Below are 23,372 nucleotides of genomic sequence, written 5' to 3' on the forward strand. Positions count from 1 at the left end.
TATTTGGTTTCTTCGAGCATAACCGGGCTAAGCAATGGGTGCCATCATCAATTACCGCTTTTGAGCTACGTCCTGGCACAGCGCCATCGTCCACTATCACCCCCAATTGCGGACAATCCAGCCTAATCCGGATGGACCTGAAAGCAGACCCTTCTTGCATGCAATCTGACCTCAGAATGTTTAGCCCCCGATATCTTTGGCAAACCCTTCCAAATCTTCCATCGAAATCAGGCTCGTCGTCTGCGCTTCACCGGCAATTTTCTTGATCATCGGGCTGAGCACTTTGCCGCCCAGTTCAACGAAGCTGTTAACGCCGTCGGCATGCATCGCAGCGACGCTTTCGCGCCAGCGCACACGGCCTGTGACTTGCTGTACGAGCAGAGCTTGCTCTTCAGCAGGATCGGTGACTTTCGCTGCAGTGACATTGGCAAACAGAGGCACTGACATCGCGCCCGGTGCATTCTCAGAAAGAGCCTCTGCCATGCGGTCGGCCGCTGGCTGCATCAAGGAACAATGGAACGGTGCAGACACAGGCAGCAAAATGCCGCGTTTAATTCCATGATCCTTGACCATAGAAGCAGCGCGCTCAATCGCGCCTTTGTGACCCGAAATTACGACCTGACCGGGATCATTGTCGTTGGCGACTTCGCACACTTCCCCGTCTGCCGCAGCTTCCGCCAATGCAGTCGCTTTTTCAATATCCGCGCCTAGCAACGCCGCCATCGCGCCGACCCCGACCGGGACAGCGGCCTGCATGGCGGAACCGCGCAATTTCAACAGCCGCGCCGTTGTCGCCAAATCAAACGCGCCAACCGCGCAAAGGGCGGTGTATTCGCCAAGGGAGTGTCCCGCGACACACGAAGCATGGTCGGCCAACTTCACGCCAAATTCGCTTTCCAACACGCGCAGGGTCGCAATCGCGTTGGCCATAATCGCGGGTTGCGCATTCTCGGTCAGGGTAAGTTGATCCTCTGGCCCATCGGCCATGATCGCGGACAATTTCATGCCCAGTGCATCATCAACCTCTTCAAACACCGCGCGCGCTGCACTGCTGGCGGCGGCGAGGTCTGTGCCCATGCCGACTTTTTGACTGCCCTGCCCCGGGAATACGAATGCGTGCATTGTGAAATCTCCTGTTGCGAAGGGCCGTTAAGCCGCGCCCGCTGGCCCTGCAAGTCCGAAGGGCACAACCTTGTTGGAAGCCGTGTGACCAATATCGGCGCGGCCCAGATAGGGAATGCCGGCCCGGTCGCACCAATATTTGGCGATGTCTTCTTCGCCTTGTCCAAATTCTACATAGTTTTCCGGCACCGCTGTGATTGCCCCCAGGCGCAGGCCCGCAAGGCGCGGCAGGCTGCCAGCCAACGCAAAGAACATACGATCGATGGCGTAAAGGTGCTCGCTGACTTCTTCGACCATCAAGATATGGCCAGAAAGGTCGGGCATGATCGGGGTCTTGGCCAACATGGACAACGTAATAAGATTGAACGCCGCCGCCGGGGTAACCCCGTCGAGGCTGGGTTCAAGTCCCGAATTGTCCCCGCCGAACCAACGCAAAACGCGGCGAACCGCCTCTCGTCCAGTGTCGGAACGCGCGCTAACCGGCATCGATCCATGCGCGCATTGTCCAATGCCCGCTCGGTACAAGGCGGCAAGCAAGTATCCGCAATCGGAAAAGCCTACATAGGTCTTGGCCTGCGCCGACGCGTTCATTTGCGCGACCGCCGCCTCCGCTATGCGGTTGGAACCGTATCCGCCTTTCGCAAACCACACCGCATCAAAGGCCGGATCGTTCGCACAATCGAGCAAAGCGGTGAGCCGGGTGAGATCATCGCCCGCAAAATGCCCCTGCGATGCAAAGCATTGATCATGGAAGGTTACCCGATGCGCAGGAAACTCTTCCGCCACCAAAGCCTCCAATGCGGCGGCATGGTCACGGGTGATCGGCGTTGCTGGTGCACAAATCGCGATATTCGTCATGGATTTCAGCCTATGGCGCTTGTCAGTGTCCTTGCAAGCCAATAACCACAGAAACCATGTCAGATATCGACGCTTTATCGCCAACCCATGACCTTTCTGGACGCCCATTCTTCTTTTGCGGGATAGGCGGTTCAGGCATGTTGCCTCTGGCGCAAATTGCGCTTGGCTTTGGGCATGATGTGGCAGGATCGGATCGATCCTATGATCAAGGCCGCACGCCGGGGAAATTCGCGTGGCTAACCGAAAACGGGTTCGCCCTGCACCCTCAAGACGGTAGCGGCATTGCATCGTCGGATCAGATCTTGATTGCGTCTGCAGCGGTAGAGGACACGGTTCCTGAAGTCGCCAAGGCCCGCGAATTGGGATGCCAACGGATGAGCCGCGCCGAATTGCTATCGGCGTTGTTCAACGATGCCGGTTATTCGATCGCGGTTGGTGGCACATCCGGGAAATCAACCGTCACCGGAATGATCGCATGGATCCTATCCGAAGGCGGCTATGACCCCACCGTGATGAACGGCGCGGTCATGAAAAACTTTGTCAGTGACGCCAATCCCTTTGCTAGTGCACGCATTGGCAACCCACGCATTTTCGTCAGCGAAGTTGATGAAAGCGACGGATCCATCGCGTTGTACAAGCCCACCATTGGCGTGTTGTTGAATGTCAGCTTGGACCACAAATCGATCGAGGAATTGCGCGGATTGTTCGGCGATTACGTTGCAGAATCCGGATGCGCGGTGATCAATTATGACAACGACGAAGCCCAGCTTTTGGCCCGCCGGACCACCAATTCCGTCGGTTTTGCGGTGAACAATGACGCGGCCGATATTGCGATAGAGCCCGGCTCCATCGAAGAGACCGCCTTTGGCATCAGCGCAATCGTTATCGACAATCGCAGCCGCGAGGTCGCGCCTCTGACCCTGCCCATGCCAGGCCGCCACAATTTGTCCAACGCCCTCGCCGCGATTGCCGCGGTCGGCGCGGCGGGCATAGACGTGGCAAAGGCGACCCATGCGCTCGCATCGTTCAAAGGATTGGGCAGGCGCTTCGATGTCATCGGGACCACCCAAGACGACATCACCCTGATCGATGATTTTGGCCACAATCCCGAAAAATGCGCTGCCACTTTGCGCACGCTAAAGGCGACGTCGGGACGCGTGATCGCCTTCTTTCAACCGCACGGATACGGGCCGCTCAAACAAATGGGCGATGAATTAGCAGACACATTTGCACGCGAATTGGGCGATGGCGATGTGACGATCATGTGCGACCCGGTCTATTTTGGCGGCACCGTTGATCGCAGCGAGGGTACCGAACGGATCATCGCCCTGATCGCTGGGCAAGGCGCCGCTGCCGAACATATCGCCGATAGAAACGATTGCGGTGATCGCATCGTGGACATGGCCGAACCCGGCGACCGCATCGTCATCATGGGCGCACGCGATGACACGTTGACCGAATTCGCCCAAGCCGTGTTTGAGCGTGTCAGCTTTCGCCCAAACGGCGAATAGAGGCGCATGCAATGACCGGTATCAACATATACGAGCGCGCCCGACGCCATGCGTGGTTTATGGCCGGTGCGCTGGCCTTGGCGATCCTATTTGTCGTCGTGGTGGAACGGTTCTTCGGCCATTCAAGCATCGCATTCGGCGTAGCAATTATCGGCTTGGTCGCTGCGAACGCCCGAATGTTGAAATTCAATTGTCCGACTTGCGACAAGAACCTGTTTTTTCGCGGAATGTTCGTTGTGCCTTGGCCCAACCGTCAGTGCTCAAAATGCGGCACCGACGTAACGCAAGCCGATTGAATTGCCCCACGGGCGACTATGCCTCTCTCTGGGCAATTTAGGTTATGGAGAGTGTGCCTGTGACGCGTTAGATCTCTGAGCATGAAAGCCCACGATTTTTCGCTCGATACGCTGTTCAAAGCATGCGCCACCCAACACGCCAAGAGGGAGGCAAGCGTCGATGGTGCGCAGCGATTGACCTATGCGCAATTGAATCAGCGGGTCGATGAGCTTGCCGCGTGGTTGATTGGTAAGGATGTGGCCCCCGGTGATCGCGTGGCTATCCTACTCACGGACGGATCACCCTATCTCATCATATTGCTGGCCTGTGGGCGAATTGGCGCGATTGCGGTTCTGCTCAATTGGCGGCTGGCTCCGGCAGAGATTGCGTGGATCGCGGGGAATGCCGAACTCAGCATGACCTTCGCCAATCCGCGGTTTGAATCGCTTTTGGACGCCGCAGATGCGGGTGAGATTGTCTTGGTGGACGAACATCATGATCCACGCGGTGCGTTTGAAACCATAGTCGCAAAAACACCGTCCAAACCAACCCTGCCCGAATTGGAGCCGGATCGCCCATTATACATGATGTACACCAGCGGCACGACAGGGAGGCCCAAAGGATGCCTGCAATCGGGCGACGCAGTGGCGTCCTCTGCGATGGGTTTTGCCGTTCGGCGGGACTTTACCAAGGAAGATCGATTGCTCTCGGTCAATCCGCTGTTCCATGTCGTTGGGATGCAGCAGGTCGCCGCCATGCTAGCCTGCGGTGGGTGCAGCGTGTTTGCCGGGCGCGATGATGACAACGCCGCCATTTTAGATTTACTCCACCGCGAGGCTTGCACCACGACAAGTGCATTTCCCACTATCTGTTTCCCATGGTTGGAAATGGAACCGGTGCGCGAAGGTATCATGCCGCTTACCAATTACACCGGCGGCGCGGGCATGGGCAAACCGCAAATGTACGAATTTATTGAACGCGATTGGGATGCGCGTGTTGTGGGCGGATATGGCCAGACCGAGGTGTGCGGCTTTGCCACCTTCATCGATTATGGCGACATGCTGGACCACCCCCGCTCCATCGGTTGGACCATGCCGCATGTTGAAATGACGATCCTCGACCCAGAAGGAAACAAGGTGCAGCCGGGTGAAGAAGGCGAGATTTGCCTGCGCGGTCCATCCGTCATGTTGGGATATTGGCGCAATCCCGAGGCGACCAAAGCAGCCTTGGGCCATGGATGGCTGCGCACCGGCGATCTGGGCACGATGGACGATCTTGGATTGGGATATTTGCTCGGTCGAGAGAAAGAGCTGATCAAAACCGGCGGCGAAAACGTCTACCCGGCCGAGGTCGATGCCGTCTTCGCCGACATGCTAGAGGTTGTCGATGCGGGGTGTTGCGGCGTGCCGGACAAACAATGGGGCGAAGCGGTCAAAGCCTTCGTCGTGCTGACCCCAGAGGCGGAGCTATCACGCGAAGAGATCACCGCGCGCTTCAAGGGCAAAATCGCAGGATACAAACGCCCGCGCTACATCGAATTTGTCGATTCATTGCCGCGTGATCCCATTGGAAAGCTGCAACGCAAGGAATTGTCAGAACGCCCTGTCAGCCCCGATCAGGCCACATAATCATCATCAATCAGTGCGCGCCCTCATAACCGATGACTTTGTGCAAAACGAAGGCGATGACTGCGCCCAATGCAAGGCCGATAACTCCGGATATCGCGGCATAAGTGAACCATCCGGCAACACCCGAAAGCGCGCCAGTAACTCCGGCGATCCAATATTCTGCGCCATGGGCAATATCGTACAACAGATCAAAGCCGACTTCGTGTGTCCCGTGCACGATAATTCCGCCACCGACCCAAAGCATCGCGATCGTTCCAATGAACGACAAAGCGATCAAAAGTTTCGGCACAGCGTTCACGAGGAAGTGGCCGAAATTCTGCGCTGTGCTGCTGTCTTTTTTGGTCAACGCCAATCCGACATCGTCCATTTTAACAATGATCGCGACCGCGCCGTACACCACCACGGTCACCGCCACGGCAACGATCGCCAACGCCGCGGCGCGTTCCCACCAAACGGCCAAGTCCAGCTCGCTCAAAGTGATCGCCATAATTTCGGCAGAGAGAATCAAATCGGTACGCACTGCCCCGGCGATCCGTTGCTTTTCAAAAGCCGCTGGATCGGTGATCTCGTCTTCAACCGTTTTGCCGTGCTTTGCTCCGCCCAGCTTTTCCATCACCTTTTCCGCGCCCTCGTAACAAAGGAACGCCCCGCCCAGCATCAATATCCATATTATGAGCCACGGCAGAAATTCGGATAACAATATCGCACCGGGCAGTAAGATTATCAATTTGTTGAATAAACTGCCCTTTGTGATGGCCCATATGATAGGCAATTCACGCGCGGGAGAAAGCCCAGTGACATAGCTGGGCGTGACCGCTGCATCGTCAATCACAACGCCAGCGGTTTTTGAGCCCGCGCGGCCCGCAGCGGCGGCGATGTCATCAACCGAAGCGGCAGCGGCGCGCGCGATTACGGCGACATCGTCAAAGAGTGCGACCAAACCTGATGGCATTGCGTGGGTTCCCCTGTTCTTTCGTCCCCAACTGCCACCAAAGATGGCGGTTCCGCAAGTTCACAAAGCTTGCAAACCCCACCAAAATCGGTATGTGCGCGCATCCGCTCTTTTAAAGAGTGGTGTCAAGAAAGCCGGAGGGGCCCCGCGATCCGCGCGGACCAGCCAACGATCGGCATAAATGTGAAAGGAAGCAAGATGGCTCTTTATGAGCATATCTTCCTCGCGCGTCAGGATTTGAGCCAAGCTCAAGTGGACGCGCTGGCGGCCGCGGCGACCGAAATCGTCGAAGCGAACGAAGGCAAGGTCACTAAGACCGAGACATGGGGCCTGAAAGGTCTCGCCTACAAAATCGAACGCAACCGTAAGGCGCACTTTGTAATGCTCAATATCGAAGGCCCTGGCGCCGTCGTAGCCGAGCTTGAGCGCCAAACCCGTATCAACGAAGACGTCATTCGCTACATGACTATCCGTGTCGAAGAGCACGAAGATGGTCCAAGCGTAATGATGCGCAAGAACGAGCGCGATCGTAAGCGCCGTTCCGACCGTGAGGAGCGCGACTGATGGCCCGCCCGTTTTTCCGCCGCCGCAAATCCTGCCCGTTTTCGGGTAAGGACGCCCCAAAAATCGATTACAAAGACGTGCGCCTTCTCCAAGGCTTCATGTCTGAGCGTGGTAAAATCGTACCGTCGCGCATCACCGCCGTTTCTGCAAAGAAGCAGCGTGAGCTCGCCAAAGCGATCAAGCGTTCACGTCACATCGGCCTTTTGCCGTACATTGTTAAGTAAGAGGAGAAGACACAATGGATATCATTCTCCTTGAGCGGATCGAAAAGCTCGGCACGATCGGTGACGTTGTCACTGTGAAAGACGGCTACGCTCGCAACTTCCTTCTGCCACAGAAGAAAGCCCTGCGCGCGAACAACGCCAACAAAGCCGTGTTCGAAGCGAACCGTGAGCGCCTCGAAAAAGAGAACGCTGAGAAGCGCACCGTTGCAGAAGCATCGGGCGGTAAAGTTGAAGGCGCAGAGGTCGTTTTGATCCGTGCCGCTTCCAACGCCGGTCAGCTGTACGGTTCGGTTAGCGTCCGCGACATGGTCGCTGGTCTTGCCGAACTCGGCCACGAAGTTGACAAGAAACAAGTCATTTTGGGCGCTCCGATCAAATTGATCGGCATGCACGATGTGACCGTCGCTTTGCACCCAGAAGTGCACGTCACCGTCAAAGCTAACGTCGCCCGTTCGGACGACGAAGCTGAATTGCAATCGCAAGGCGTCGACGTTCTCGCTCAAATGTTCGCTGATGAGCAACGCGAGATCGAAGAGCAAGCCGATGCCAACCGCATCGACCCAAGCCTTGAGCCGGGCGAAATCCCCGCTGAATTGCTTGACGCTCCAGAAGGCGAAGCCGCTGAAGCGACCGAAGAAACGAGCGAAGACGACGCATAATCGTCGCTTTCTTTTGCTACAAAAATGGGCGCGGAGATCATTCGATCTCTGCGCCCTTTTTGTAAAAGCCATTAAGAGGCCCCATCTAAAGCCTCAACACAAAGAAACTTTGGCCCTTTTGGGCCGTTTGAAACACAGTATTTAACAAGCTAGGCGAACTGAATGACTCCAATTTCCAACATCCTCGAACAATTGCAGCAACATTACAGCGACGCCGTCACTGCCCTTCGCAATGACGTCATCGCATTTGGTCAAAAGGGCACGATCCCCCCTGCGCGAAAGCGTGAGGACGGCAGCTATGCCTATCCGCAATTGACCTTGCACTATTCGGGGGTGGGAGAGCCACAAGATCGCAGCCGTGCATTTGGTCGATTAGAAATGATGGGCACCTACACCACCACCATCACGCGGCCCGATTTGTTTGCACGCTATTTGGCAGAACAATTGGAATTGATTTCAACCGAATATGAGATCGACGTAACGGTTGAACGGTCGCGCCAGGAAATTCCGTTTCCCTATGTCCTTGATGGCGATGCCGGGGCCGCAATGCAGGGGATCGCCCCCTCGGAAATTGCTCAGCATTTTCCATCCACTGACCTGTCTTTGATCGGCGATGAGTTGGCCGATGGAATCGAATTTGATGATGAAGCAGACATGCCGCTCTCACTCTTTGATGGGCTGCGAACCGATTATTCACTGGCGCGCCTTGCCCATTACACTGGGACAAAGGTTGAAGATTTTCAGGACTTTATCCTATTCACTAACTACCATCGCTATGTCGATGAATTCGTTAATTGGGGTGCAAAGCAGATCGGCCCGAATGAACGCGGAACCGGTTACACTGGACTAAGCGGTGCAGGCGGATTGGATATCTCCGACCCGGCCGAAAACGCGCAGGAACAATTGAACGACACGGCGTGGCGCAAACACCAAATGCCCGCCTATCACCTTAAACGGGCGGACAATCGCGGGATCACGCTGGTCAATATCGGCGTTGGCCCTTCCAACGCCAAGACTATCTGCGATCACTTGGCCGTTCTTCGCCCGCATGCATGGATGATGATCGGTCACTGTGGCGGCGTCCGGTCCAGCCAACGGATCGGCGACTTCGTGCTCGCTCACGCTTATCTGCGCGATGACCACGTACTCGACAACGTTTTGCCCCCCGAAATCCCAATCCCTCCCATTGCCGAAGTGCAACAGGCGCTCGCAATCGCTGCCGAGCAGGTTTCCGGCGTCCAAGGCGCCAACCTCAAACAGCGCATGCGCACTGGCACCGTCGTCACCACCGATGATCGCAATTGGGAATTGCACTATTCTTCGAGCGCCAAGCGCTTCTCTCAAAGCCGCGCCATCGCAGTGGAGATGGAAAGCGCGACCATTGCGGCGCAAGGATACCGTTTCCGCGTTCCTTACGGCACATTGCTCTGCGTCTCGGACAAGCCGCTGCATGGTGAGATCAAATTGCCCGGACAGGCCAACAAATTTTACGAAGAGGCTATCGCAGCTCACCTTCAAATCGGCCTTCAGGCCGTGGCCAGCCTGCGCGATGAAGGCGACCGTTTGCACAGCCGCAAATTGCGCGCCTTTAACGAACCGCCGTTTAGGTAACGTAGCAAACGTCAAAAAGAGTAAGCGCGGTACTCATCCGCCTTTACTCTTTTTCGGCGGCGCTGGCTTCTTCGGCATTTTCGTCGGCAAAGACGATATCCACCGTCAAATCGACTGTTAGGCCGAACCGTTCCAACGATTCCAGGAACACCGCGGTGGGAATGCCGTCACCGGTGACAATGTCCCAAGAGATAAACGGATCCCCTTCATCGTCGAGCCGCACCGCCGCAAAACGCAACTGTGTGCTCACGGCCAAAGCTTCCGCCTCGTTCCAAGGTTTCTCACGATCAAACCCGGTCGAAAGCTGAATTGAATTGCACCCTTCGTGGGTTTCATCATCGCAATCGTAAAAATAGATGCGCAACGGCATGCCAGAAACTGTCGAGGCAATCATCGGATCGCCCACGCCGTCTTCCAAAAGCTCGACATCATACCCTGCGTTCATCATGACGATGGTCATCTCGGCAGGGTTTTGAGCCGTCACCGTATCAATTGTACCTTGTGCAGACGCCGGCGTGGCCAATGCGCAGGAGAGCGCCAAGGCAGGGGCGAATGCGGCGATCGTCTTGTTCATAGCATTTCCTTCATCACGGTGATCGGCGGCTCGCTGTCGCGGCCTGTGCCGGTCTTTACGGGAGTATTGCGAGGCCATCCCCACCCTCACCTGTTGTCAAGCGGCGCAAGACAGTTCCGGTCGCATAATCAACTTCGGCAACAGTGTTGCTGGCCGTTTCCGCGACGTAGATTTTGGAGCCGTCACCCGACCAAAGGATTGTGACCTGAAAACGATCTTGCGCGGTTTCGGGCGATGACACAGCGATCGAACGGACCACCTCAGCGCTCGCAAGGTCAATGACGGTCAAGCCGCCATCCATAAGGTCGGACGTAACCGCAACATCGCCTTGAGGCCGAATCGCAAGGCGCAGCGGGAAGCGTCCCGTCTCGATAGTTGAGCGGACTTCCATCGTAACCGGATCCAGCGCGAAAGCTTGGTTCGATCCCCTTGCGGAAACCCACAGGGTTTGCCCGTCTGGCGCAAGCGAAATACCTTCTGGCTCTTCACCCACAGTGACAGAAACAGGCGCGTTGTCGCCGACCAAATCAATCCGAGTGACCGTGCGTGAACCAAGATCAGTGGTCCACGCCGCACTTTCATCAGGCGCAATGGCAAGCATATGGCTGCCTTGCTTTTGGGTCATGAATTCGATCATCTTGCTTGGACCAGACAATGGGTCGAACAATGCAAAGATGGATTGGCGTCCCTCTGCCGTGACGTAGATCGTTCCGCTATCATGCCAGTGAATCCCATGCGGCGCGGCATTGTCGCCAAGCTCGATGCTGTTCACCCGATCAAGAGTGGATGTCTCAAAAACATCGACCGTTTTCCCGCCATAACAAGCAAGTGCCACATATTGCCCATCGGGCGATGTCGTTAGCTCATGCGGATTGGTGCAGCTGTCACGCCGCAGCACTTCTTCGCCTGTTTCCAGGTCAATCTTGGAAAGGGTGTTGCCGCGCTTGTTCGCGACAAACAAGGTTGCCCGTTGATCCGCCTCTTGCACGTCGCCGATTGCGGCCTCTCCTCCCGGCACACACGCGCCCAGTGAAAGAGCGGCAGCCCCTATCGCGAGAATACGCATCATCACCAGCCCGCTTCTTGGCCTTCGTTTTGTTCTTCAAGCCACGCCATCAGCGGTGCGAAATACTCGACCATCGCCGTGCCGTTCATCTGACGCTCTCCGGTGAAGGCTTCCAATGCATCGGGCCACGGCACCGACGCGCCGAGTTCGAGCATTGCGTTGAGGTTCTGACCCACTTCTTCGCTGCCATAGAAAGAACAACGGTGCAGCGGCCCTTCCCATCCGGCCTGATCACAGGCGGCTTTGTAGAATTGGAATTGGAGCAACCGCGCAAGGAAATAGCGGGTGTAGCTGACATTGCCAGGCACGTGATATTTCGCGCCGGGGTCAAAGGCACCATCGGGACGTTCAACCGGTGGAACGATGCCTTGATACTCGGTCCGGATGTCGGTCCATGCCGTGTTGTAATCTTCTGGCGCAACACTGCCATCGAATAGACTCCAGCGGTAGCGGTCAATCAACAAACCGAAGGGCAGGAACGCAACTTTGTCCATTGCCTGACGCAGCAGAAGACCGATGTCTTTGTCCGCGTCCGGTACTTGTTCAGGCGTCAGCATACCGATTTGCACCAGATATTCCGGCGTGATCGACAAAGCGATCGTGTCGCCAATCGCTTCGTGAAAACCGTCATTGGCGCCGGTCAAATGCAGAAAGTCCTGCATGTTGTAGGCTCGTTGATAATAGTTGTGACCCAATTCGTGGTGGATCGTGATAAAATCATCCGCGTTCGGTTTGATACACATTTTGATGCGCAGATCGTCGATATTATCGACGTTCCAAGCGCTGGCGTGGCACACGACTTCGCGATCGGCGGGTTTCACAAACTGCGACCGTTCCCAAAACGTGCCGGGCAGCGGTTCAAATCCGAGCGAGCTGAAAAATTGTTCCCCAATGCGGGTCATTTCAATCGCATCCAAATCGCGTTCTTGGATCAAATCGGTGAGATCATACCCAATGTCGCCTGCCCCTTCCGGGGCGACCAATGGGTAGATATTGCCCCATTCCTGTGCCCACATATTGCCCAACAAATCGGCACGAATGGGGCCGGTGGCCGGTTGAACATCATCGCCGTGATGTTCGTTCAATTTGCGGCGAACATATGTGTGCAACGCCACGTAAAGCGGGCGCACTTCTTGCCACATCCGTTCGGTTTCGGCAGCGAACTCTTCGGGGCTCATATCGTAACCGGAACGCCACATTGTACCCAAATCATCAAAGCCCAATTCGCCCGCGCCTTCGTTGGCGATGGTCACCATGCGGGTGTAGTCTTCGCGCATGGGTGCGCCGACATTGTCATGCCAACTCGCCCACATTTCGGCCAATTCCTCGGGTGTCCGTTCGAGATTGCCCATCTCTGCTTCGATATCCGACCCGTTGATTTCCGCGCCGTTCAATGTGCCGCGCCCTTGACCATATTGCGCGCCCAGATCGGTTGCGATCTGTGATAATTCCTCGGCCGCCCCATCGCGCGCCGGGGCAGGCAAACCAATGCCGTAACGCAGCATGCCGAGCTTGCGCTCCACTTCGGGATTAAGCCCCACAACCTCAGCATATTTCGCGGCTTCGGTAGCGAAGCCGACGCTCATCAATGTCAGTTCAGCGCCGTATTCCGACGCGAGCGTGTTGGAATCGTGGTTGATGTTTGTCGCTTGAAGCCATGAGACATGCGCATAGGTTTTTGAAAAGTCCGCAAATTGCGCTTCGACCGATGCGATAAATTCCGCGGCCCCTTCTGGCGTCATAGGGAATTCGGTTGCAGCGGTGTCGGTCGTGCCCGCCTCGACATGCGCATCGGCAAGGGCCGGGACGGAAACGGCAGAGAGTGAAACGGCGAGAGCGGCGGCAGACGCCTTCAATGCGAATTTGGCAAAGTTCATGGCGAAGGGATCCTCTAACTTAGTTATTTCTATGATGCGATGGTGAACCCACCGCTCTTTGTAATCAAGCGGCTCTCGACAAAAAGCGATCCGCGATCAACGCGGCCAACACTGTGAGAAACCCGGTCGCCCATGTGAACATCTTGATCGGTCGCAAAGTGGACGCGAAATTTGCCAGACCATCGTCGCCAGCACCGTTCATCAATTGCGCGAATTGAGCGATTGTCTCGCCGTAATCCGTGATCAGGAACACGATCCCTGATGCAAACGCCGCCCAACCCAAAATGCGCAAGATGATCGAGCCAGAACCTGACGTTGGGCGCCCATAATAAATCCCGGCCAAGACACAGCCCACTCCATAAATGCCGATAAAGATAAGATCGGTGATCATCGCTATCATCGCCGAATTGTTCAATCCATCGGCGCGCCATGATTGTTGGATCGCATCGACCGTGGCCGCATCAGGCGCCATTTGATGTTCTGTCATTCCACCGGGCACACCGTCGGTTACCAACGGGATGTGGAAACCAATCGTGATGGCAAACGCGATAAGACCGCCAACCCACCATCCGATTGCTGTTCGTTTTGTGATCGTCATGATGCTTTCAACTGCTTCACAATCGCCTCCCCTAACTCCGGCTTTGTCACGCTGTTCAAATGGCCGCCGGGCACTTCAACATAAACGGCGTTGGGCAACATAGCGGCCAAATCCTGCGCCGAACCGTTGTCGTTATCCTCATCCCCACAGATCACGCCGGTTGGCATGGTGATGTTGGCCAAGGATGACAGTTCAAACGGGTCCATCGCATCAAGCAACAAACGCGCCGCAACACGATCAACCCCTTGAGATTTTAAAAAGGTGCGCGCCACGTAAGCGGGATCGCCCGGCTTGATCGTATCGAATTCGTCAATGACACGTTTAAAATGGGCCGCGCGGCGTTCCCAATCGGCCAACCCTTCAACGCCCATTCCGCACGCAATCAATCGGCCCGGTTCAAACACACCTTGCGCGCATCCATGCAACGCTGTGCGGGCGCCCAATGAGAACCCAACGAGATCATATTCTTGTGGAGCAAGCCCAAGATGTGCAATCAAAGCAGCAACATCGCGGACTAAGACACCGCCGGGATAGGCGGCGGGATCATTTGGCGCATCGCTATCCCCATGCACGCGGAAATCGAGCATTATCGCTTCGAACCCTGCTTCGGCCACGCGGGTGCCGTGTCCCCATTTCATCCAATTCATATTGGACGAGGAAAACAGACCGTGGAGCATGATGAGCGGGCGACCACCATCTGCGCTTGGACCTTCGCGGTGGATCGCAAGGCTGGTGCCATCAAATGACAAGAACGAAGATGCTGTAAGGCCTGTCATTCTGAAACCGCCAACTCGCTTGCACCCATATCGGACAGATTCTGTTGCAACCATTCGATCCTGTTTTGCACGAATGGGCGATTGTAATTGAGCCGTCGTTCCGCAAGATAAAACAGCTTAGTGAAGCTTGTATCGCGGCAAGCGGACGATAGCGGCACGGTCAGAATGGGACGGCGCTGTTCAAAGCCAGTTGAAAATTCCGAGGTATGGAATTCTCCAAACCCGACAGCGGGGTGGTTATCGATGGTCAACACTTCATTGTATTTATCCACGCCCTCCGCAACCTCGTTGGACGCGATGAGCATTTCAAGAAACTGTTCGAGCCTTAGCCGCTCCTCGTCATTCTGCCTCGCGACCAATGTTTGTTCTTCGGTTATTCGCCGAGCAGCTGCAGTCAACAAAACCGGTGACCTCGTCCCTCGCAGCGCCTCTAACGCCTTCACGATCTCCTGCTCGGCTTCCGCGCCCGTTGGGCACGAACGAAGCAACTCTATGGCGGAGCCGACAACCCTCTCTTTTTCTTCAAAAATTTCAGCCAATTCCTCGAAATTGGCAATGTTTGTGCGAGTTTCATCAACCAATCGGTCGCGAGCTATTTGGTAGTCGGATTCGGCCAATCGCCCTCGGTTCCACTCGGTGATCTGAAAGCCAATCGCCACGCCGCTGACTACAATCAAGAATTCAAGTACAATTGCTATCCAGTTTTGGTTCGCCAGATGGTCTTTGATCCGGCTCAACACTTCGTCTGACTCTTTTGCTCTAAACGCCATCTCGCCATCTCAACGCGATCCTGACCGAAAAAGGGTTCTCCTTCGATCACCAATGTGGGGACACCCCAATGGCCGGCCGCTTCCAACGCGGCTTGGTTCTCATCAATTTCCGCGTCGAGTGCCTCGGGATCGTTTGCGACCTCCGCTTCCAACTCTGCAAAACTTAAACCTGCACGGTCTGCAGCGCCTGCGATGTGATCGCCTTCGTTCCAGCCATCCACTTCGCCAGAGAATATCAGGCGTGAAACTTCGTAGGCAAAATCCAGCCCTTTGCCTCGCCGCGTGGCCGCCTGGCCCATGCGGACGATGCGATGGATGATCGGCTGATCTTTGGAGATCTCGCGCGTGGCCAAATCTTGCACCACTGGATCGGGGCGCGGCCACCGATATGGAATGACCAAATGTTGAGCGACACGCATCGAATCCAGCAAGATATAACGCGGCGCGGCGGGGTTCCCGGTGAACAGGATGTCCGGGTCACGGATGGCGATCGGCCACACCGTGCGCAGGTTGATCGTCACATCGAGGTCTTTGGCCATTTCGCGATATCGACCGATGGCAAGATATGAATATGGGGAACGGAAACTGAAAAAGAGATCGGCCGAAAGTGTCATATCTGGTTCAATTTCCTCTATCTAAAAAAGCATTGGACGCCGGAATATATCATAGAGACCGCATCATCTTCTACAAAGCCAGCGACTTCTCCAGAAAGCAGAAACTCTTCGCCCAATGTGCTGTCTTCGATTGCGCTGTATCGCGGCATGCTTTCCAAAGTGGCACGATCGGTTCCTATCTCGATGTCGGAACTAACCACCATTGAATCGGACCGTTCATCCAATATCCAACCGACCAAGTTTCCGCCTTGGAAATTGACCGTAAGCCCGCCGTCAAATTGAGTGGATTCCATCAGGCCCGCACCGCATTCGGGCAGGTTGGTGGTTTCCCCATCGACGCCAAGCGCGCGGGTCAGAGCGGTTTGAACTTCGGTTTGACCCGCGGCAAAATAGAACGCCTCTGCCCCCACTATCATCCCATCGGAACGCAGTGTGACAAGGTTGGTATCAATGGCCTGTGCCGGCTGCGATCCTTCCAATCGATCCGCTGGCGATGGGACGGAACCATCATCGCATGCGGACAACACCAAAAGAGCCGAAGCCAAAAGCACAGCGCGCATAAATTACCCCTTCTTCAAATGACGGCGGCCCAACAATTCGGCGATTTGCACCGCGTTCAACGCCGCGCCTTTGCGCAGATTGTCGGATACACACCACAAGGTTAGGCCGTTGTCGACCGTTGGATCTTCGCGAACGCGGCTAATATAGGTTGCGCCATCGCCGGCGCATTCCACCGGTGTGACATAACCTTCGTCTTCACGCTTATCGATCAGCATGATGCCCGGCGCTTCGCGCAGAATTTCCTGAGCCTGTTCGGCGGACAGTTCTTTTTCAAATTCGATGTTCACCGCTTCGGCATGGCCGACAAAAACCGGCACCCGCACGCATGTCGCGTTGAGCTTCACTTTAGGGTCGAGGATCTTCTTGGTTTCGACCACCATCTTCCATTCCTCTTTGGTCGAACCATCGTCGAGGAAGACATCGATATGCGGGATCACGTTAAAGGCGATTTGTTTGGTGAATGTGGTCGGTTCAACCGGGTCGCCAACAAAGATAGCGCGGCTTTGTTCGAACAATTCGTCCATGCCCGCTTTGCCTGCGCCCGATACCGATTGATAGGTGGACACAACCACGCGTTTGATTGTCGCGGCGTCGTGCAATGGCTTTAGCGCCACGACCAATTGCGCGGTCGAGCAATTGGGGTTCGCGATGATGTTCCTCTGTTTATAGCCGTCAATCGCGTCCGGGTTCACTTCCGGCACGATCAAAGGCACATCCGGTTCCATCCGGTAGAGCGATGAATTGTCGATCACAACGCAACCGGCCGCTGCCGCTTTGGGTGCGTATTCTTTGGCTGGGCCGCTGCCCGCCGCGAACAAGGCGATATCCCACCCTGCCCAATCGAAATGTTCGATATTGCGGCATTTGAGCATTTTGCCCGTGTCGCCAAATTCCACTTCGGTTCCGTGCGAACGCGACGAAGCAACCGCAGCAACCTCATCACAAGGAAACTCGCGCTCCGCCAAGATTTGCATCACTTCGCGTCCGACATTGCCCGTCGCACCGACGACTGCCACCCGGTAACCCAATTTGCGTACTCCACTTCGTATTGTGCCGAATATCTTTGCCTGCCTCGCTGACGCCACTAGCGTGTCTTGGCAAGCGATAAGGTGAGATTATGGATACGCACAGCTGGACCGCGAAGGCCAAGCATTTTGACTATCAAGGGCATCAGATTGCCTATTGGACGGGCGGTGACGATACTGCGCCTCCGCTATTGCTTGTTCATGGCTTTCCCACATGCGCGTGGGATTGGACACCGTCTTGGGACGATTTGGCCGCAAAGCATCGGTTGATTGCGTGTGACATGCTTGGTTTTGGGCTCTCGGATAAGCCTAACAATGGATATTCCATTCATCTGCAAACCGACATTCACGAAGCCTTGCTGGCCCTTCTGGACGTCGATCATTTTGACGCTCTCGTGCATGATTATGGCGTGTCGGTCGGTCAGGAATTGCTGGCCCGGCAACACGATGGCTCTGGTGCATCTGGGCTGGGCAATGTGGTGTTCCTCAATGGCGGGATTTTCCCGGATCAGCACCGCCCTCGCCCTATGCAGAAGCTCGGCGTGTCACCCTTTGGCTTTCTGCTCGGTTGGCTGTTCAGCCGTAAGGGGTTCGGGACGAGTTTTTCCGAAGTGTTCGGCCCCAACACGCAACCCACCGAACAGGAATTGGACAATTTCTGGACCTTTATTTCTCACAATTCGGGCCACCGCATAACGCACAAATTGCTGCATTATATCGCGGATCGCATCACGCATAAGGATAGGTGGGAAGCGGCATTGATCGCTGCGCAGGACAAAATCGGCCTGATTAACGGCGCGCTCGACCCGGTTTCAGGACAGCACGCCTACGAAAGGTGGCGCAGCACCCTTCCGAATGCGCGCCACCATCTTATTCCCACCGTAGGCCATTACCCTCAAGTTGAGGCCCCGGACGAAGTTGCAGCCAAAGCGTTGGAGTGGCTGTCTGAGTAGTTACTCAGGCGGCGTTACCCCATGCGCCTCTAGGAAGCGGAAGATTGAATTCCACATATGCGGGCTGATTTGTTCACCCGATACGCGGTGCGTGTAGCCGGGATACAGCATCATTTCGAACGGCACGTTGTTTTCCTGCATTACGCTGATGAATTCGGATGAGTTCTCAAACACCACATTGTCATCGGCCATGCCGTGGATCAGCAACAGCGGATCGGTGATCTTGGTTGCATCGGGAATGGCGCTGGCGGTTTCATACGCCTCGGGCACTTCGCGTGGATCGCCCATGAACCGTTCGGTGTAATGGGTGTCATACAATTCCCACCGGGTGACCGGCGCACCGGAAATACCCGCTGCGTAAAGGCCGGGATCGGCTTCCAGCTGTTTCAACGTCATGTAACCGCCGTAAGACCAACCATAGATCGCGATTTTTTCCGCATTGACGAAATCCAGTGTTTGCAGAAATTCTGCACCCTTGCGTTGATCGTCGACCTCTACGCCGCCCATGGCGCGATAGATCGGTTGTTCAAAATCAACGCCACGATTGGCGGTGCCGCGATTGTCCAGCGCAAACCAGATATAACCGCGATCGACGACAGCCTGAGCCAACGCGCCGTCCCAGCCGCGATCCACAACCTGCGGGCCCGGTCCAGAATAATGATAATAGAACACCGGATATTCCTTGCCCGGCTCCATATCCGGTTTCAGCATCATGTAATGCAGCGGCGTGCCATCCTCTGCCTCTATCGTGCCGTATTCGGGCATCGCATGGCTCAACAGATACGGCGTATAGGGATGCTCTTCGGAAAGGGCGTTTTCTTCCACCCAAGTGATCCGTGTCCCTGCGCGTGTTGCAAGATAGCTTTGCGTCGGTTGATCGGATGCGGATCGGCTGATCAGCAGCATTTTGCCGGTCGGGTCCATGCTGGCCGAATTGGTGTAGTCGGAATCGGTGATTTGCTCCGATCCGGCATTTCCAGACAGGCTCGCGCCAAAGATTTGTTGTGTGAGAACGCCGTTCACCCCGCGATAGAAGAACTGATTGTCCCCCTCATTCACTCCAACGAGCTGTGTGGCCGGCTCGGTTAGGCTGGTCAGCTGCGTCCACTCATCTCCGCTCAAACGGTAGAAGTTGCCGTATCCATCGCGCTCTGACCACCAGAGCAGCGATCCGTCGGTTAGGAAACGGTAATTGTCAGACAGGTTGATCCAATAATCGTCGCGCGCGGCAGTTTCCGTGAACCACACTTCGCTCTCGCCAGTGCTCGGATCGACCTTGAGCATGTCGAGCACAGTCTGTTCCCGGTTCTGACGTTGAACATACAGATAATCGTCCGGTCCCCAATCGACGCGGGCAATGTAGATGTCGGTTTCTTCGCCCAGATCTACCTTCACCTGGTTCCCGCCTTCGGGGTCCATGATGAACAGCTCGACAATCGCATTATCGCTTCCCGACACAGGATAGCGCTGGTCAAACACTTGTGTGCCGGTGGCGCCGATGGCGGCGCGCGTGACGATGCCTACGGGCGATTCATCGGTCCGTTGAACGGCGATGCGTTGATCATTCGGTCCCCACCAATATCCGGTTAGGCGGCCCATTTCTTCCTGAGCGACAAATTCTGCCTCGCCCCAACGGATCGTGTCATCTTCTTTCGGAGTGATCGGCGCGGCTTCTTCTCCCACGGCACCGACCCACAATTGGCGATCACGCACGAACGACACATAGGTCGATTGGCTCGACAAGGATGGGTTTAGCTCGCTCTCTTCTGTGTCTGTTAAACGGGTGACGGTCCCGTCCAAATCACCGCCGATTTGGGCAAAATAAAGGTCGCCGTCGATCGGAACCAACACGCCTGAGGCGTCGCTGGCCCATTGGTAGGAGATTATACCGGACAGCCCGCCCACACGTGCACGCTCACGCTGCATCTTTTCATCTTCGGACAATTCGCGGCCCGAACCGATGGCTTCGCTGTCGACGAGCATGCGCCATTCGCTGGTGGTGAGATCAAAACCCCACAGGTCATAGCGGGAGGCATCATCCTCGCGGTTGCGCAACAAGGTGAGATAGCGGCCATCGGGGGAGAATTTTGCCTGACGCGGAGCCGGACCGTTCAAGGATGGGGAGGCAAAAACGCGCTCAAAAGTGAGTTCTGGAGTGGCTTCGGTCATATGAGCATCCGCTAAGGCAGGACTGGATGAAAGGACGGCAGCAGCGCCCAAAACGGTGGCGGCGATTATCGGTATGCGCATGGAATGGCAGGCCCCTTAAAATATTGGTTGCCGTGTACCTCGCAATGCGCCGCGCGATTGGCAAGAGGCGCATACGAAAAAGGGCGACCCCAACGGAGCCGCCCTTCAAATTCGCTGTTGCGAGAGACTTACGCCTTTGGCGCGTTCTCACGACGTTCGGCGATACGCGCACGCTTACCGGTGCGGCCACGCAGATAGTAAAGCTTCGCACGACGCACGACACCACGGCGAACCACGGTGATGCTGTCTACGATCGGTGCGTAGAGTGGGAACACACGCTCCACGCCTTCGCCAAAGCTCATTTTGCGAACGGTGAAGTTGCTGTTGATGCTGCGGTTAGAGCGCGCAATCACAACGCCTTCAAAGTTCTGAACACGCTCGCGTGAGCCTTCAATAACTTTCACGCCGACGCGCACTGTGTCGCCCGCTTGAAAGTCAGGAATATCTTTTGCCGCCTTGGCAATTTCTTCGGCTTCGATTTGCTGGATCAGATTCACTGGTCCGGTTCCTTATTTTTTCGCCGCGCGCCAGAGGCAGACTGGACCCGAGCACCATCGTAGCGCTCCCATAAGTCCGGCCTGCGTAACCGTGTGTGATCCTCTGCCATGGCTTTACGCCATGCAGCGATCTTCGCATGATCCCCCGATCGCAGCACTTGCGGGATCGTGCGCCCTTCCCATTCTTGAGGTCGGGTGTATTGCGGATACTCAAGCAGACCGTCCTCAAACGACTCTTCAGTCCCACTAGAAGCCGCGCCCATTACGCCGGGAAGCAGCCGAATGCAAGCGTCGAGTATGGCAATCGCTGCCACTTCTCCGCCCGATAGAACGATATCAGCAAGGCTGATCTGCTCAATTTGCGGCCGCGCTTCGAAAATGCGCTCATCATATCCCTCAAACCGGCCGCACAGCAGGGTTACGCCGGGACCGCTTGCGATCTGCCTAATCCTTTCCTGAGTGATCGGTTTTCCGCGCGGCGTCATGGCAAGGATTGGCGCGTCAGGCTGCGCGGCAATCGCATGATCGACCGCTTGGCCAAGGATATCCGCCTTAAGCACCATGCCCGCCCCGCCGCCCGCCGGCGTGTCATCAACGCTGCGGTGCCGGTCGGTGGCAAAATCGCGCATTTGCACGGTGTCACACGTCCAATCCCCGCGCTCGAGCGCCTTACCCGCTAGGGATTGGCCGAGAGAACCGGGGAACATCTCTGGGTAGAGGGTTAGGATTTGGGCAGCGAAGGTCATGGATCGCTCCATTCGCCTGCTTCCAGAACTTTGGCAATATGCGCCAGTGTCAGCCTCTCAAGGTGAGGCTTTCTAGGAAAAGCCGTTTCGCGCCATGGAAGACGCAGAAAATCCCAGATGAGAGCAAACGGGGCCAAGATCGGAACGCCTTCGTCTAGGCAAACAAACTCCTCCCACGGCCAATCAAACACCCACTCGCCGTATCGGCTAGCCAGCGCTTCCGCAAAATCATCAACGTCATCGCCAATGATCTTCAAGTCCTGATCAAGCGCGCTGTCCAGCGTGGTTTCGCGAATGCCAAAGTCCTCTCCCGCCACCCAAAGAACAAAGTCTTTTGCAGATACGATGTCAGACGGTGGCTCACTACGAGCTGAAAACAACCCCATCCTTAGCCCTCACATCCACATTGAGCTCAAACACGTCAGGCCGCGAATAATGCCCGTCAGTGTCTAGGCTCGCCAACCCGCCGCCGATCTCGCTTAAATCCAGCTCAGCGTGCAAAATCTCTTCGCCCTCACCCGCCTGCGCCAAAACCCGCGCATCCGGCGCCGCGATTAGAGACATACCGCGATTCAGCGCCTCGCCCTCAATCGCATTGAACAGCTCGAGCGCCTCAGACGAGCCGCCAACACGCTCCAACCCGTCAAACAAATCATCGCGGTGCTGCACCAAACCCGCCGCCAGCACAAAGCAACGTCCCTCCATCGCATAATGCCGGCTCGCAAGCGCATATTCCTCGCGTACGGTCGGCCATGCGGCGACATGCACCGCCTCGCCCAGATTGTGCATCGCCGCACGGGCAAGCGGCATCCAGTGTTCCCAGCAGATCAGATTGCCCGCCTTGCCCCACTCGGCCTGATGCACGCCCAGCGTCGATCCATCACCGCGCATCCAGATGAGCCGCTCGCCATGGGTCGGCACCAGCTTGCGGTGGTCCAGCGGAGCCTCACCGGGCCGGAACAGCAATTGGTTGTTGTAAAGGCTCTGGCGCACTCGCTCATGCGCGCCCAGCGAAATGCACGCGCCGCTTTCATCGCACAGCTCTTGCAATGGCAGAAGCCGCTCATCACCCGGCACAATCGCCTGATCCAGCATAATTGCGTGCAGAGCCTTGGAACCGGGATGATCCCAAAGCGCCGCGCCGGGCGCTTCGTCCAGCCACAGCGGATAGCCGCCCAAAAACGTCTCTCCAAATGCTACGAACTGCGCCCCGCCCTCAATCGCCTCGCGCGCAAGCCGGGTGGCTTTTTCAATCCCACCGGCAAAATCGAGCGGGATCGGTGCGGCCTGACAAATGGCGACGTTCAAAACAGTCATTTAAAGGGCTCCAAATCGAATTGTGTCATTCGGTCAAGCCGCCGGGTTGCGATGTGCGCAGCGGGCCAAACTGATGTTGCGCAAATGGCCATGAACAGACCAAGGACGGCAGCGATTTCGGCATCTATATCCGTCGCTCCATCGGTGACAAGGACGATGAACACAGGCAAGAATAACAGAAAAACTGTGCCGACAATGACGATGGCGATGCGCCTACCTGGGGCCAGGTTTCCCAACAGAAATTTGAGGATCAGTACGAGCCCCAAGGCGGTCGCCTGCAACACCAAAAACATCGCGCCTAACGCGGCAAAGAATACGAATAACTCTAAGGCCATACTGGCCC

26 protein-coding genes are annotated in these 23,372 nt (G+C 56.1%); 8 read left to right on the forward strand and 18 right to left on the reverse strand.

Annotated features, from left to right (window positions below; all coding sequences use genetic code 11):
- Positions 1-180: 180 nt before the first annotated feature.
- Together fabD and BQ8290_RS03045 are read right to left on the reverse strand one after the other, a co-directional pair.
- Positions 181-1,122: an ACP S-malonyltransferase gene (gene fabD / locus BQ8290_RS03040; protein ID WP_108787515.1), complete on the reverse strand. Its 942-nt coding sequence runs from the start codon at positions 1,120-1,122 to the stop codon at positions 181-183.
- Positions 1,123-1,149: 27 nt separating this feature from the next.
- The gene (locus BQ8290_RS03045; protein WP_108787517.1) at positions 1,150-1,980 is read right to left on the reverse strand and encodes an LD-carboxypeptidase; all 831 of its coding nucleotides are present in this window, start codon (positions 1,978-1,980) and stop codon (positions 1,150-1,152) included.
- 56 nt (positions 1,981-2,036) lie between these two features.
- Here BQ8290_RS03045 and BQ8290_RS03050 point away from each other — a divergent pair, with 56 nt between their 5' ends.
- From BQ8290_RS03050 to BQ8290_RS03060, 3 genes are all read left to right on the forward strand, one after another.
- Positions 2,037-3,491, forward strand: coding sequence for a Mur ligase family protein (locus BQ8290_RS03050; protein ID WP_108787519.1), 1,455 nt, complete (start codon positions 2,037-2,039; stop codon positions 3,489-3,491).
- A gap of 11 nt (positions 3,492-3,502) precedes the next feature.
- On the forward strand, positions 3,503-3,787 hold the full coding sequence (locus tag BQ8290_RS03055) for a hypothetical protein (RefSeq protein WP_337660953.1): 285 nt from the start codon (positions 3,503-3,505) through the stop codon (positions 3,785-3,787).
- Positions 3,788-3,868: 81 nt separating this feature from the next.
- The gene (locus tag BQ8290_RS03060) at positions 3,869-5,395 is read left to right on the forward strand and encodes an AMP-binding protein (protein ID WP_108787521.1); all 1,527 of its coding nucleotides are present in this window, start codon (positions 3,869-3,871) and stop codon (positions 5,393-5,395) included.
- Between the two features lie 10 nt (positions 5,396-5,405).
- On the opposite strand, the gene BQ8290_RS03065 is transcribed toward BQ8290_RS03060, so the two are convergent.
- Complete coding sequence (locus tag BQ8290_RS03065) at positions 5,406-6,347, reverse strand: DUF808 family protein (RefSeq protein ID WP_108787523.1); 942 nt, start codon at positions 6,345-6,347, stop codon at positions 5,406-5,408.
- A 198-nt stretch (positions 6,348-6,545) separates the two neighbouring features.
- On the opposite strand from BQ8290_RS03065, the gene rpsF reads away from it, so the two are divergent.
- The 4 genes from rpsF to BQ8290_RS03085 all read left to right on the forward strand — a co-directional run bounded on the left by rpsF (position 6,546) and on the right by BQ8290_RS03085 (position 9,405).
- Positions 6,546-6,911 (forward strand): 30S ribosomal protein S6, encoded by a 366-nt coding sequence (gene rpsF / locus BQ8290_RS03070; RefSeq protein ID WP_108791821.1) that lies wholly within the window; start codon positions 6,546-6,548, stop codon positions 6,909-6,911.
- Positions 6,911-7,135, forward strand: a complete 225-nt coding sequence (gene rpsR / locus BQ8290_RS03075) for a 30S ribosomal protein S18 (protein ID WP_108787525.1) — start codon at positions 6,911-6,913, stop codon at positions 7,133-7,135. The genes rpsF and rpsR overlap by 1 nt, the downstream gene beginning before the upstream one ends.
- Positions 7,136-7,149: 14 nt before the next feature.
- Entirely contained in the window at positions 7,150-7,794 is a 645-nt protein-coding gene (rplI, locus tag BQ8290_RS03080) for a 50S ribosomal protein L9 (RefSeq protein WP_108787527.1), read from the forward strand.
- 162 nt (positions 7,795-7,956) lie between these two features.
- The gene (locus tag BQ8290_RS03085; RefSeq protein WP_108787529.1) at positions 7,957-9,405 is read left to right on the forward strand and encodes an AMP nucleosidase; all 1,449 of its coding nucleotides are present in this window, start codon (positions 7,957-7,959) and stop codon (positions 9,403-9,405) included.
- A 43-nt stretch (positions 9,406-9,448) separates the two neighbouring features.
- On the opposite strand, the gene BQ8290_RS03090 is transcribed toward BQ8290_RS03085, so the two are convergent.
- The 9 genes from BQ8290_RS03090 to BQ8290_RS03130 all read right to left on the reverse strand — a co-directional run bounded on the left by BQ8290_RS03090 (position 9,449) and on the right by BQ8290_RS03130 (position 17,269).
- Entirely contained in the window at positions 9,449-9,979 is a 531-nt protein-coding gene (locus tag BQ8290_RS03090) for a YbjN domain-containing protein (RefSeq protein ID WP_108787531.1), read from the reverse strand.
- Positions 9,980-10,034: 55 nt separating this feature from the next.
- The gene (locus tag BQ8290_RS03095) at positions 10,035-11,048 is read right to left on the reverse strand and encodes a YncE family protein (protein WP_337660954.1); all 1,014 of its coding nucleotides are present in this window, start codon (positions 11,046-11,048) and stop codon (positions 10,035-10,037) included.
- Positions 11,048-12,922 (reverse strand): M2 family metallopeptidase, encoded by a 1,875-nt coding sequence (locus BQ8290_RS03100; protein WP_108787533.1) that lies wholly within the window; start codon positions 12,920-12,922, stop codon positions 11,048-11,050. Before BQ8290_RS03100 ends, BQ8290_RS03095 begins: the two co-directional genes overlap by 1 nt.
- A 64-nt stretch (positions 12,923-12,986) precedes the next feature.
- Entirely contained in the window at positions 12,987-13,520 is a 534-nt protein-coding gene (locus tag BQ8290_RS03105) for a hypothetical protein (protein WP_108787535.1), read from the reverse strand.
- On the reverse strand, positions 13,517-14,296 hold the full coding sequence (locus BQ8290_RS03110; RefSeq protein WP_108787537.1) for an alpha/beta fold hydrolase: 780 nt from the start codon (positions 14,294-14,296) through the stop codon (positions 13,517-13,519). The genes BQ8290_RS03105 and BQ8290_RS03110 overlap by 4 nt, the downstream gene beginning before the upstream one ends.
- A complete protein-coding gene (locus tag BQ8290_RS03115; protein ID WP_337660955.1) occupies positions 14,293-15,066 on the reverse strand; it encodes a hypothetical protein in 774 nt (257 codons plus the stop codon). The genes BQ8290_RS03110 and BQ8290_RS03115 overlap by 4 nt, the downstream gene beginning before the upstream one ends.
- Positions 15,030-15,680, reverse strand: a complete 651-nt coding sequence (locus BQ8290_RS03120) for a DsbA family protein (RefSeq protein WP_108787541.1) — start codon at positions 15,678-15,680, stop codon at positions 15,030-15,032. The genes BQ8290_RS03115 and BQ8290_RS03120 overlap by 37 nt, the downstream gene beginning before the upstream one ends.
- 17 nt (positions 15,681-15,697) lie before the next feature.
- On the reverse strand, positions 15,698-16,240 hold the full coding sequence (locus BQ8290_RS03125) for an aspartate-semialdehyde dehydrogenase (protein ID WP_108787543.1): 543 nt from the start codon (positions 16,238-16,240) through the stop codon (positions 15,698-15,700).
- A 3-nt stretch (positions 16,241-16,243) separates the two neighbouring features.
- On the reverse strand, positions 16,244-17,269 hold the full coding sequence (locus BQ8290_RS03130) for an aspartate-semialdehyde dehydrogenase (RefSeq protein WP_108787545.1): 1,026 nt from the start codon (positions 17,267-17,269) through the stop codon (positions 16,244-16,246).
- 89 nt (positions 17,270-17,358) lie between these two features.
- Between BQ8290_RS03130 and BQ8290_RS03135 the strand changes: the two genes are divergently transcribed.
- Positions 17,359-18,219: an alpha/beta fold hydrolase gene (locus tag BQ8290_RS03135; protein ID WP_108787547.1), complete on the forward strand. Its 861-nt coding sequence runs from the start codon at positions 17,359-17,361 to the stop codon at positions 18,217-18,219.
- On the opposite strand, the gene BQ8290_RS03140 is transcribed toward BQ8290_RS03135, so the two are convergent.
- The 6 genes from BQ8290_RS03140 to BQ8290_RS15060 form a co-directional block, all read right to left on the reverse strand.
- Entirely contained in the window at positions 18,220-20,469 is a 2,250-nt protein-coding gene (locus BQ8290_RS03140; protein WP_108787549.1) for a DPP IV N-terminal domain-containing protein, read from the reverse strand.
- A gap of 128 nt (positions 20,470-20,597) precedes the next feature.
- On the reverse strand, positions 20,598-20,966 hold the full coding sequence (rplS, locus tag BQ8290_RS03145; RefSeq protein ID WP_108787551.1) for a 50S ribosomal protein L19: 369 nt from the start codon (positions 20,964-20,966) through the stop codon (positions 20,598-20,600).
- Complete coding sequence (trmD, locus tag BQ8290_RS03150) at positions 20,963-21,712, reverse strand: tRNA (guanosine(37)-N1)-methyltransferase TrmD (RefSeq protein ID WP_108787553.1); 750 nt, start codon at positions 21,710-21,712, stop codon at positions 20,963-20,965. Before trmD ends, rplS begins: the two co-directional genes overlap by 4 nt.
- Positions 21,709-22,098 (reverse strand): hypothetical protein, encoded by a 390-nt coding sequence (locus tag BQ8290_RS03155; protein WP_337660956.1) that lies wholly within the window; start codon positions 22,096-22,098, stop codon positions 21,709-21,711. The genes trmD and BQ8290_RS03155 overlap by 4 nt, the downstream gene beginning before the upstream one ends.
- On the reverse strand, positions 22,076-23,029 hold the full coding sequence (locus tag BQ8290_RS03160) for a nitrilase-related carbon-nitrogen hydrolase (protein ID WP_108787557.1): 954 nt from the start codon (positions 23,027-23,029) through the stop codon (positions 22,076-22,078). Before BQ8290_RS03160 ends, BQ8290_RS03155 begins: the two co-directional genes overlap by 23 nt.
- Entirely contained in the window at positions 23,026-23,364 is a 339-nt protein-coding gene (locus tag BQ8290_RS15060; RefSeq protein ID WP_337660957.1) for a hypothetical protein, read from the reverse strand. Before BQ8290_RS15060 ends, BQ8290_RS03160 begins: the two co-directional genes overlap by 4 nt.
- Positions 23,365-23,372: the final 8 nt, after the last annotated feature.

Origin of the sequence: Erythrobacter sp. Alg231-14 (genome assembly GCF_900149685.1) — a bacterium.
Taxonomy (GTDB): Bacteria; Pseudomonadota; Alphaproteobacteria; order Sphingomonadales; family Sphingomonadaceae; genus Erythrobacter.

Bases quoted from the DNA above. Each gene is read 5' to 3' on its own strand.
- rpsF (WP_108791821.1), top strand. From the start codon at position 6,546: ATGGCTCTTTATGAGCATATCTTCCTCGCGCGTCAGGATTTGAGCCAA.
- BQ8290_RS03045 (WP_108787517.1), bottom strand. From the start codon at position 1,980: ATGACGAATATCGCGATTTGTGCACCAGCAACGCCGATCACCCGTGAC.
- BQ8290_RS03140 (WP_108787549.1), bottom strand. From the start codon at position 20,469: ATGCGCATACCGATAATCGCCGCCACCGTTTTGGGCGCTGCTGCCGTC.
- BQ8290_RS03105 (WP_108787535.1), bottom strand. From the start codon at position 13,520: ATGACGATCACAAAACGAACAGCAATCGGATGGTGGGTTGGCGGTCTT.
- rplI (WP_108787527.1), top strand. From the start codon at position 7,150: ATGGATATCATTCTCCTTGAGCGGATCGAAAAGCTCGGCACGATCGGT.
- rpsR (WP_108787525.1), top strand. From the start codon at position 6,911: ATGGCCCGCCCGTTTTTCCGCCGCCGCAAATCCTGCCCGTTTTCGGGT.
- BQ8290_RS03115 (WP_337660955.1), bottom strand. From the start codon at position 15,066: ATGGCGTTTAGAGCAAAAGAGTCAGACGAAGTGTTGAGCCGGATCAAA.
- BQ8290_RS15060 (WP_337660957.1), bottom strand. From the start codon at position 23,364: ATGGCCTTAGAGTTATTCGTATTCTTTGCCGCGTTAGGCGCGATGTTT.
- BQ8290_RS03135 (WP_108787547.1), top strand. From the start codon at position 17,359: ATGGATACGCACAGCTGGACCGCGAAGGCCAAGCATTTTGACTATCAA.
- BQ8290_RS03055 (WP_337660953.1), top strand. From the start codon at position 3,503: ATGACCGGTATCAACATATACGAGCGCGCCCGACGCCATGCGTGGTTT.
- BQ8290_RS03085 (WP_108787529.1), top strand. From the start codon at position 7,957: ATGACTCCAATTTCCAACATCCTCGAACAATTGCAGCAACATTACAGC.
- BQ8290_RS03065 (WP_108787523.1), bottom strand. From the start codon at position 6,347: ATGCCATCAGGTTTGGTCGCACTCTTTGACGATGTCGCCGTAATCGCG.
- BQ8290_RS03160 (WP_108787557.1), bottom strand. From the start codon at position 23,029: ATGACTGTTTTGAACGTCGCCATTTGTCAGGCCGCACCGATCCCGCTC.
- fabD (WP_108787515.1), bottom strand. From the start codon at position 1,122: ATGCACGCATTCGTATTCCCGGGGCAGGGCAGTCAAAAAGTCGGCATG.
- BQ8290_RS03110 (WP_108787537.1), bottom strand. From the start codon at position 14,296: ATGACAGGCCTTACAGCATCTTCGTTCTTGTCATTTGATGGCACCAGC.
- BQ8290_RS03095 (WP_337660954.1), bottom strand. From the start codon at position 11,048: ATGATGCGTATTCTCGCGATAGGGGCTGCCGCTCTTTCACTGGGCGCG.
- BQ8290_RS03100 (WP_108787533.1), bottom strand. From the start codon at position 12,922: ATGAACTTTGCCAAATTCGCATTGAAGGCGTCTGCCGCCGCTCTCGCC.
- BQ8290_RS03155 (WP_337660956.1), bottom strand. From the start codon at position 22,098: ATGGGGTTGTTTTCAGCTCGTAGTGAGCCACCGTCTGACATCGTATCT.
- trmD (WP_108787553.1), bottom strand. From the start codon at position 21,712: ATGACCTTCGCTGCCCAAATCCTAACCCTCTACCCAGAGATGTTCCCC.
- BQ8290_RS03050 (WP_108787519.1), top strand. From the start codon at position 2,037: ATGTCAGATATCGACGCTTTATCGCCAACCCATGACCTTTCTGGACGC.
- BQ8290_RS03090 (WP_108787531.1), bottom strand. From the start codon at position 9,979: ATGAACAAGACGATCGCCGCATTCGCCCCTGCCTTGGCGCTCTCCTGC.
- BQ8290_RS03120 (WP_108787541.1), bottom strand. From the start codon at position 15,680: ATGACACTTTCGGCCGATCTCTTTTTCAGTTTCCGTTCCCCATATTCA.
- BQ8290_RS03060 (WP_108787521.1), top strand. From the start codon at position 3,869: ATGAAAGCCCACGATTTTTCGCTCGATACGCTGTTCAAAGCATGCGCC.
- BQ8290_RS03125 (WP_108787543.1), bottom strand. From the start codon at position 16,240: ATGCGCGCTGTGCTTTTGGCTTCGGCTCTTTTGGTGTTGTCCGCATGC.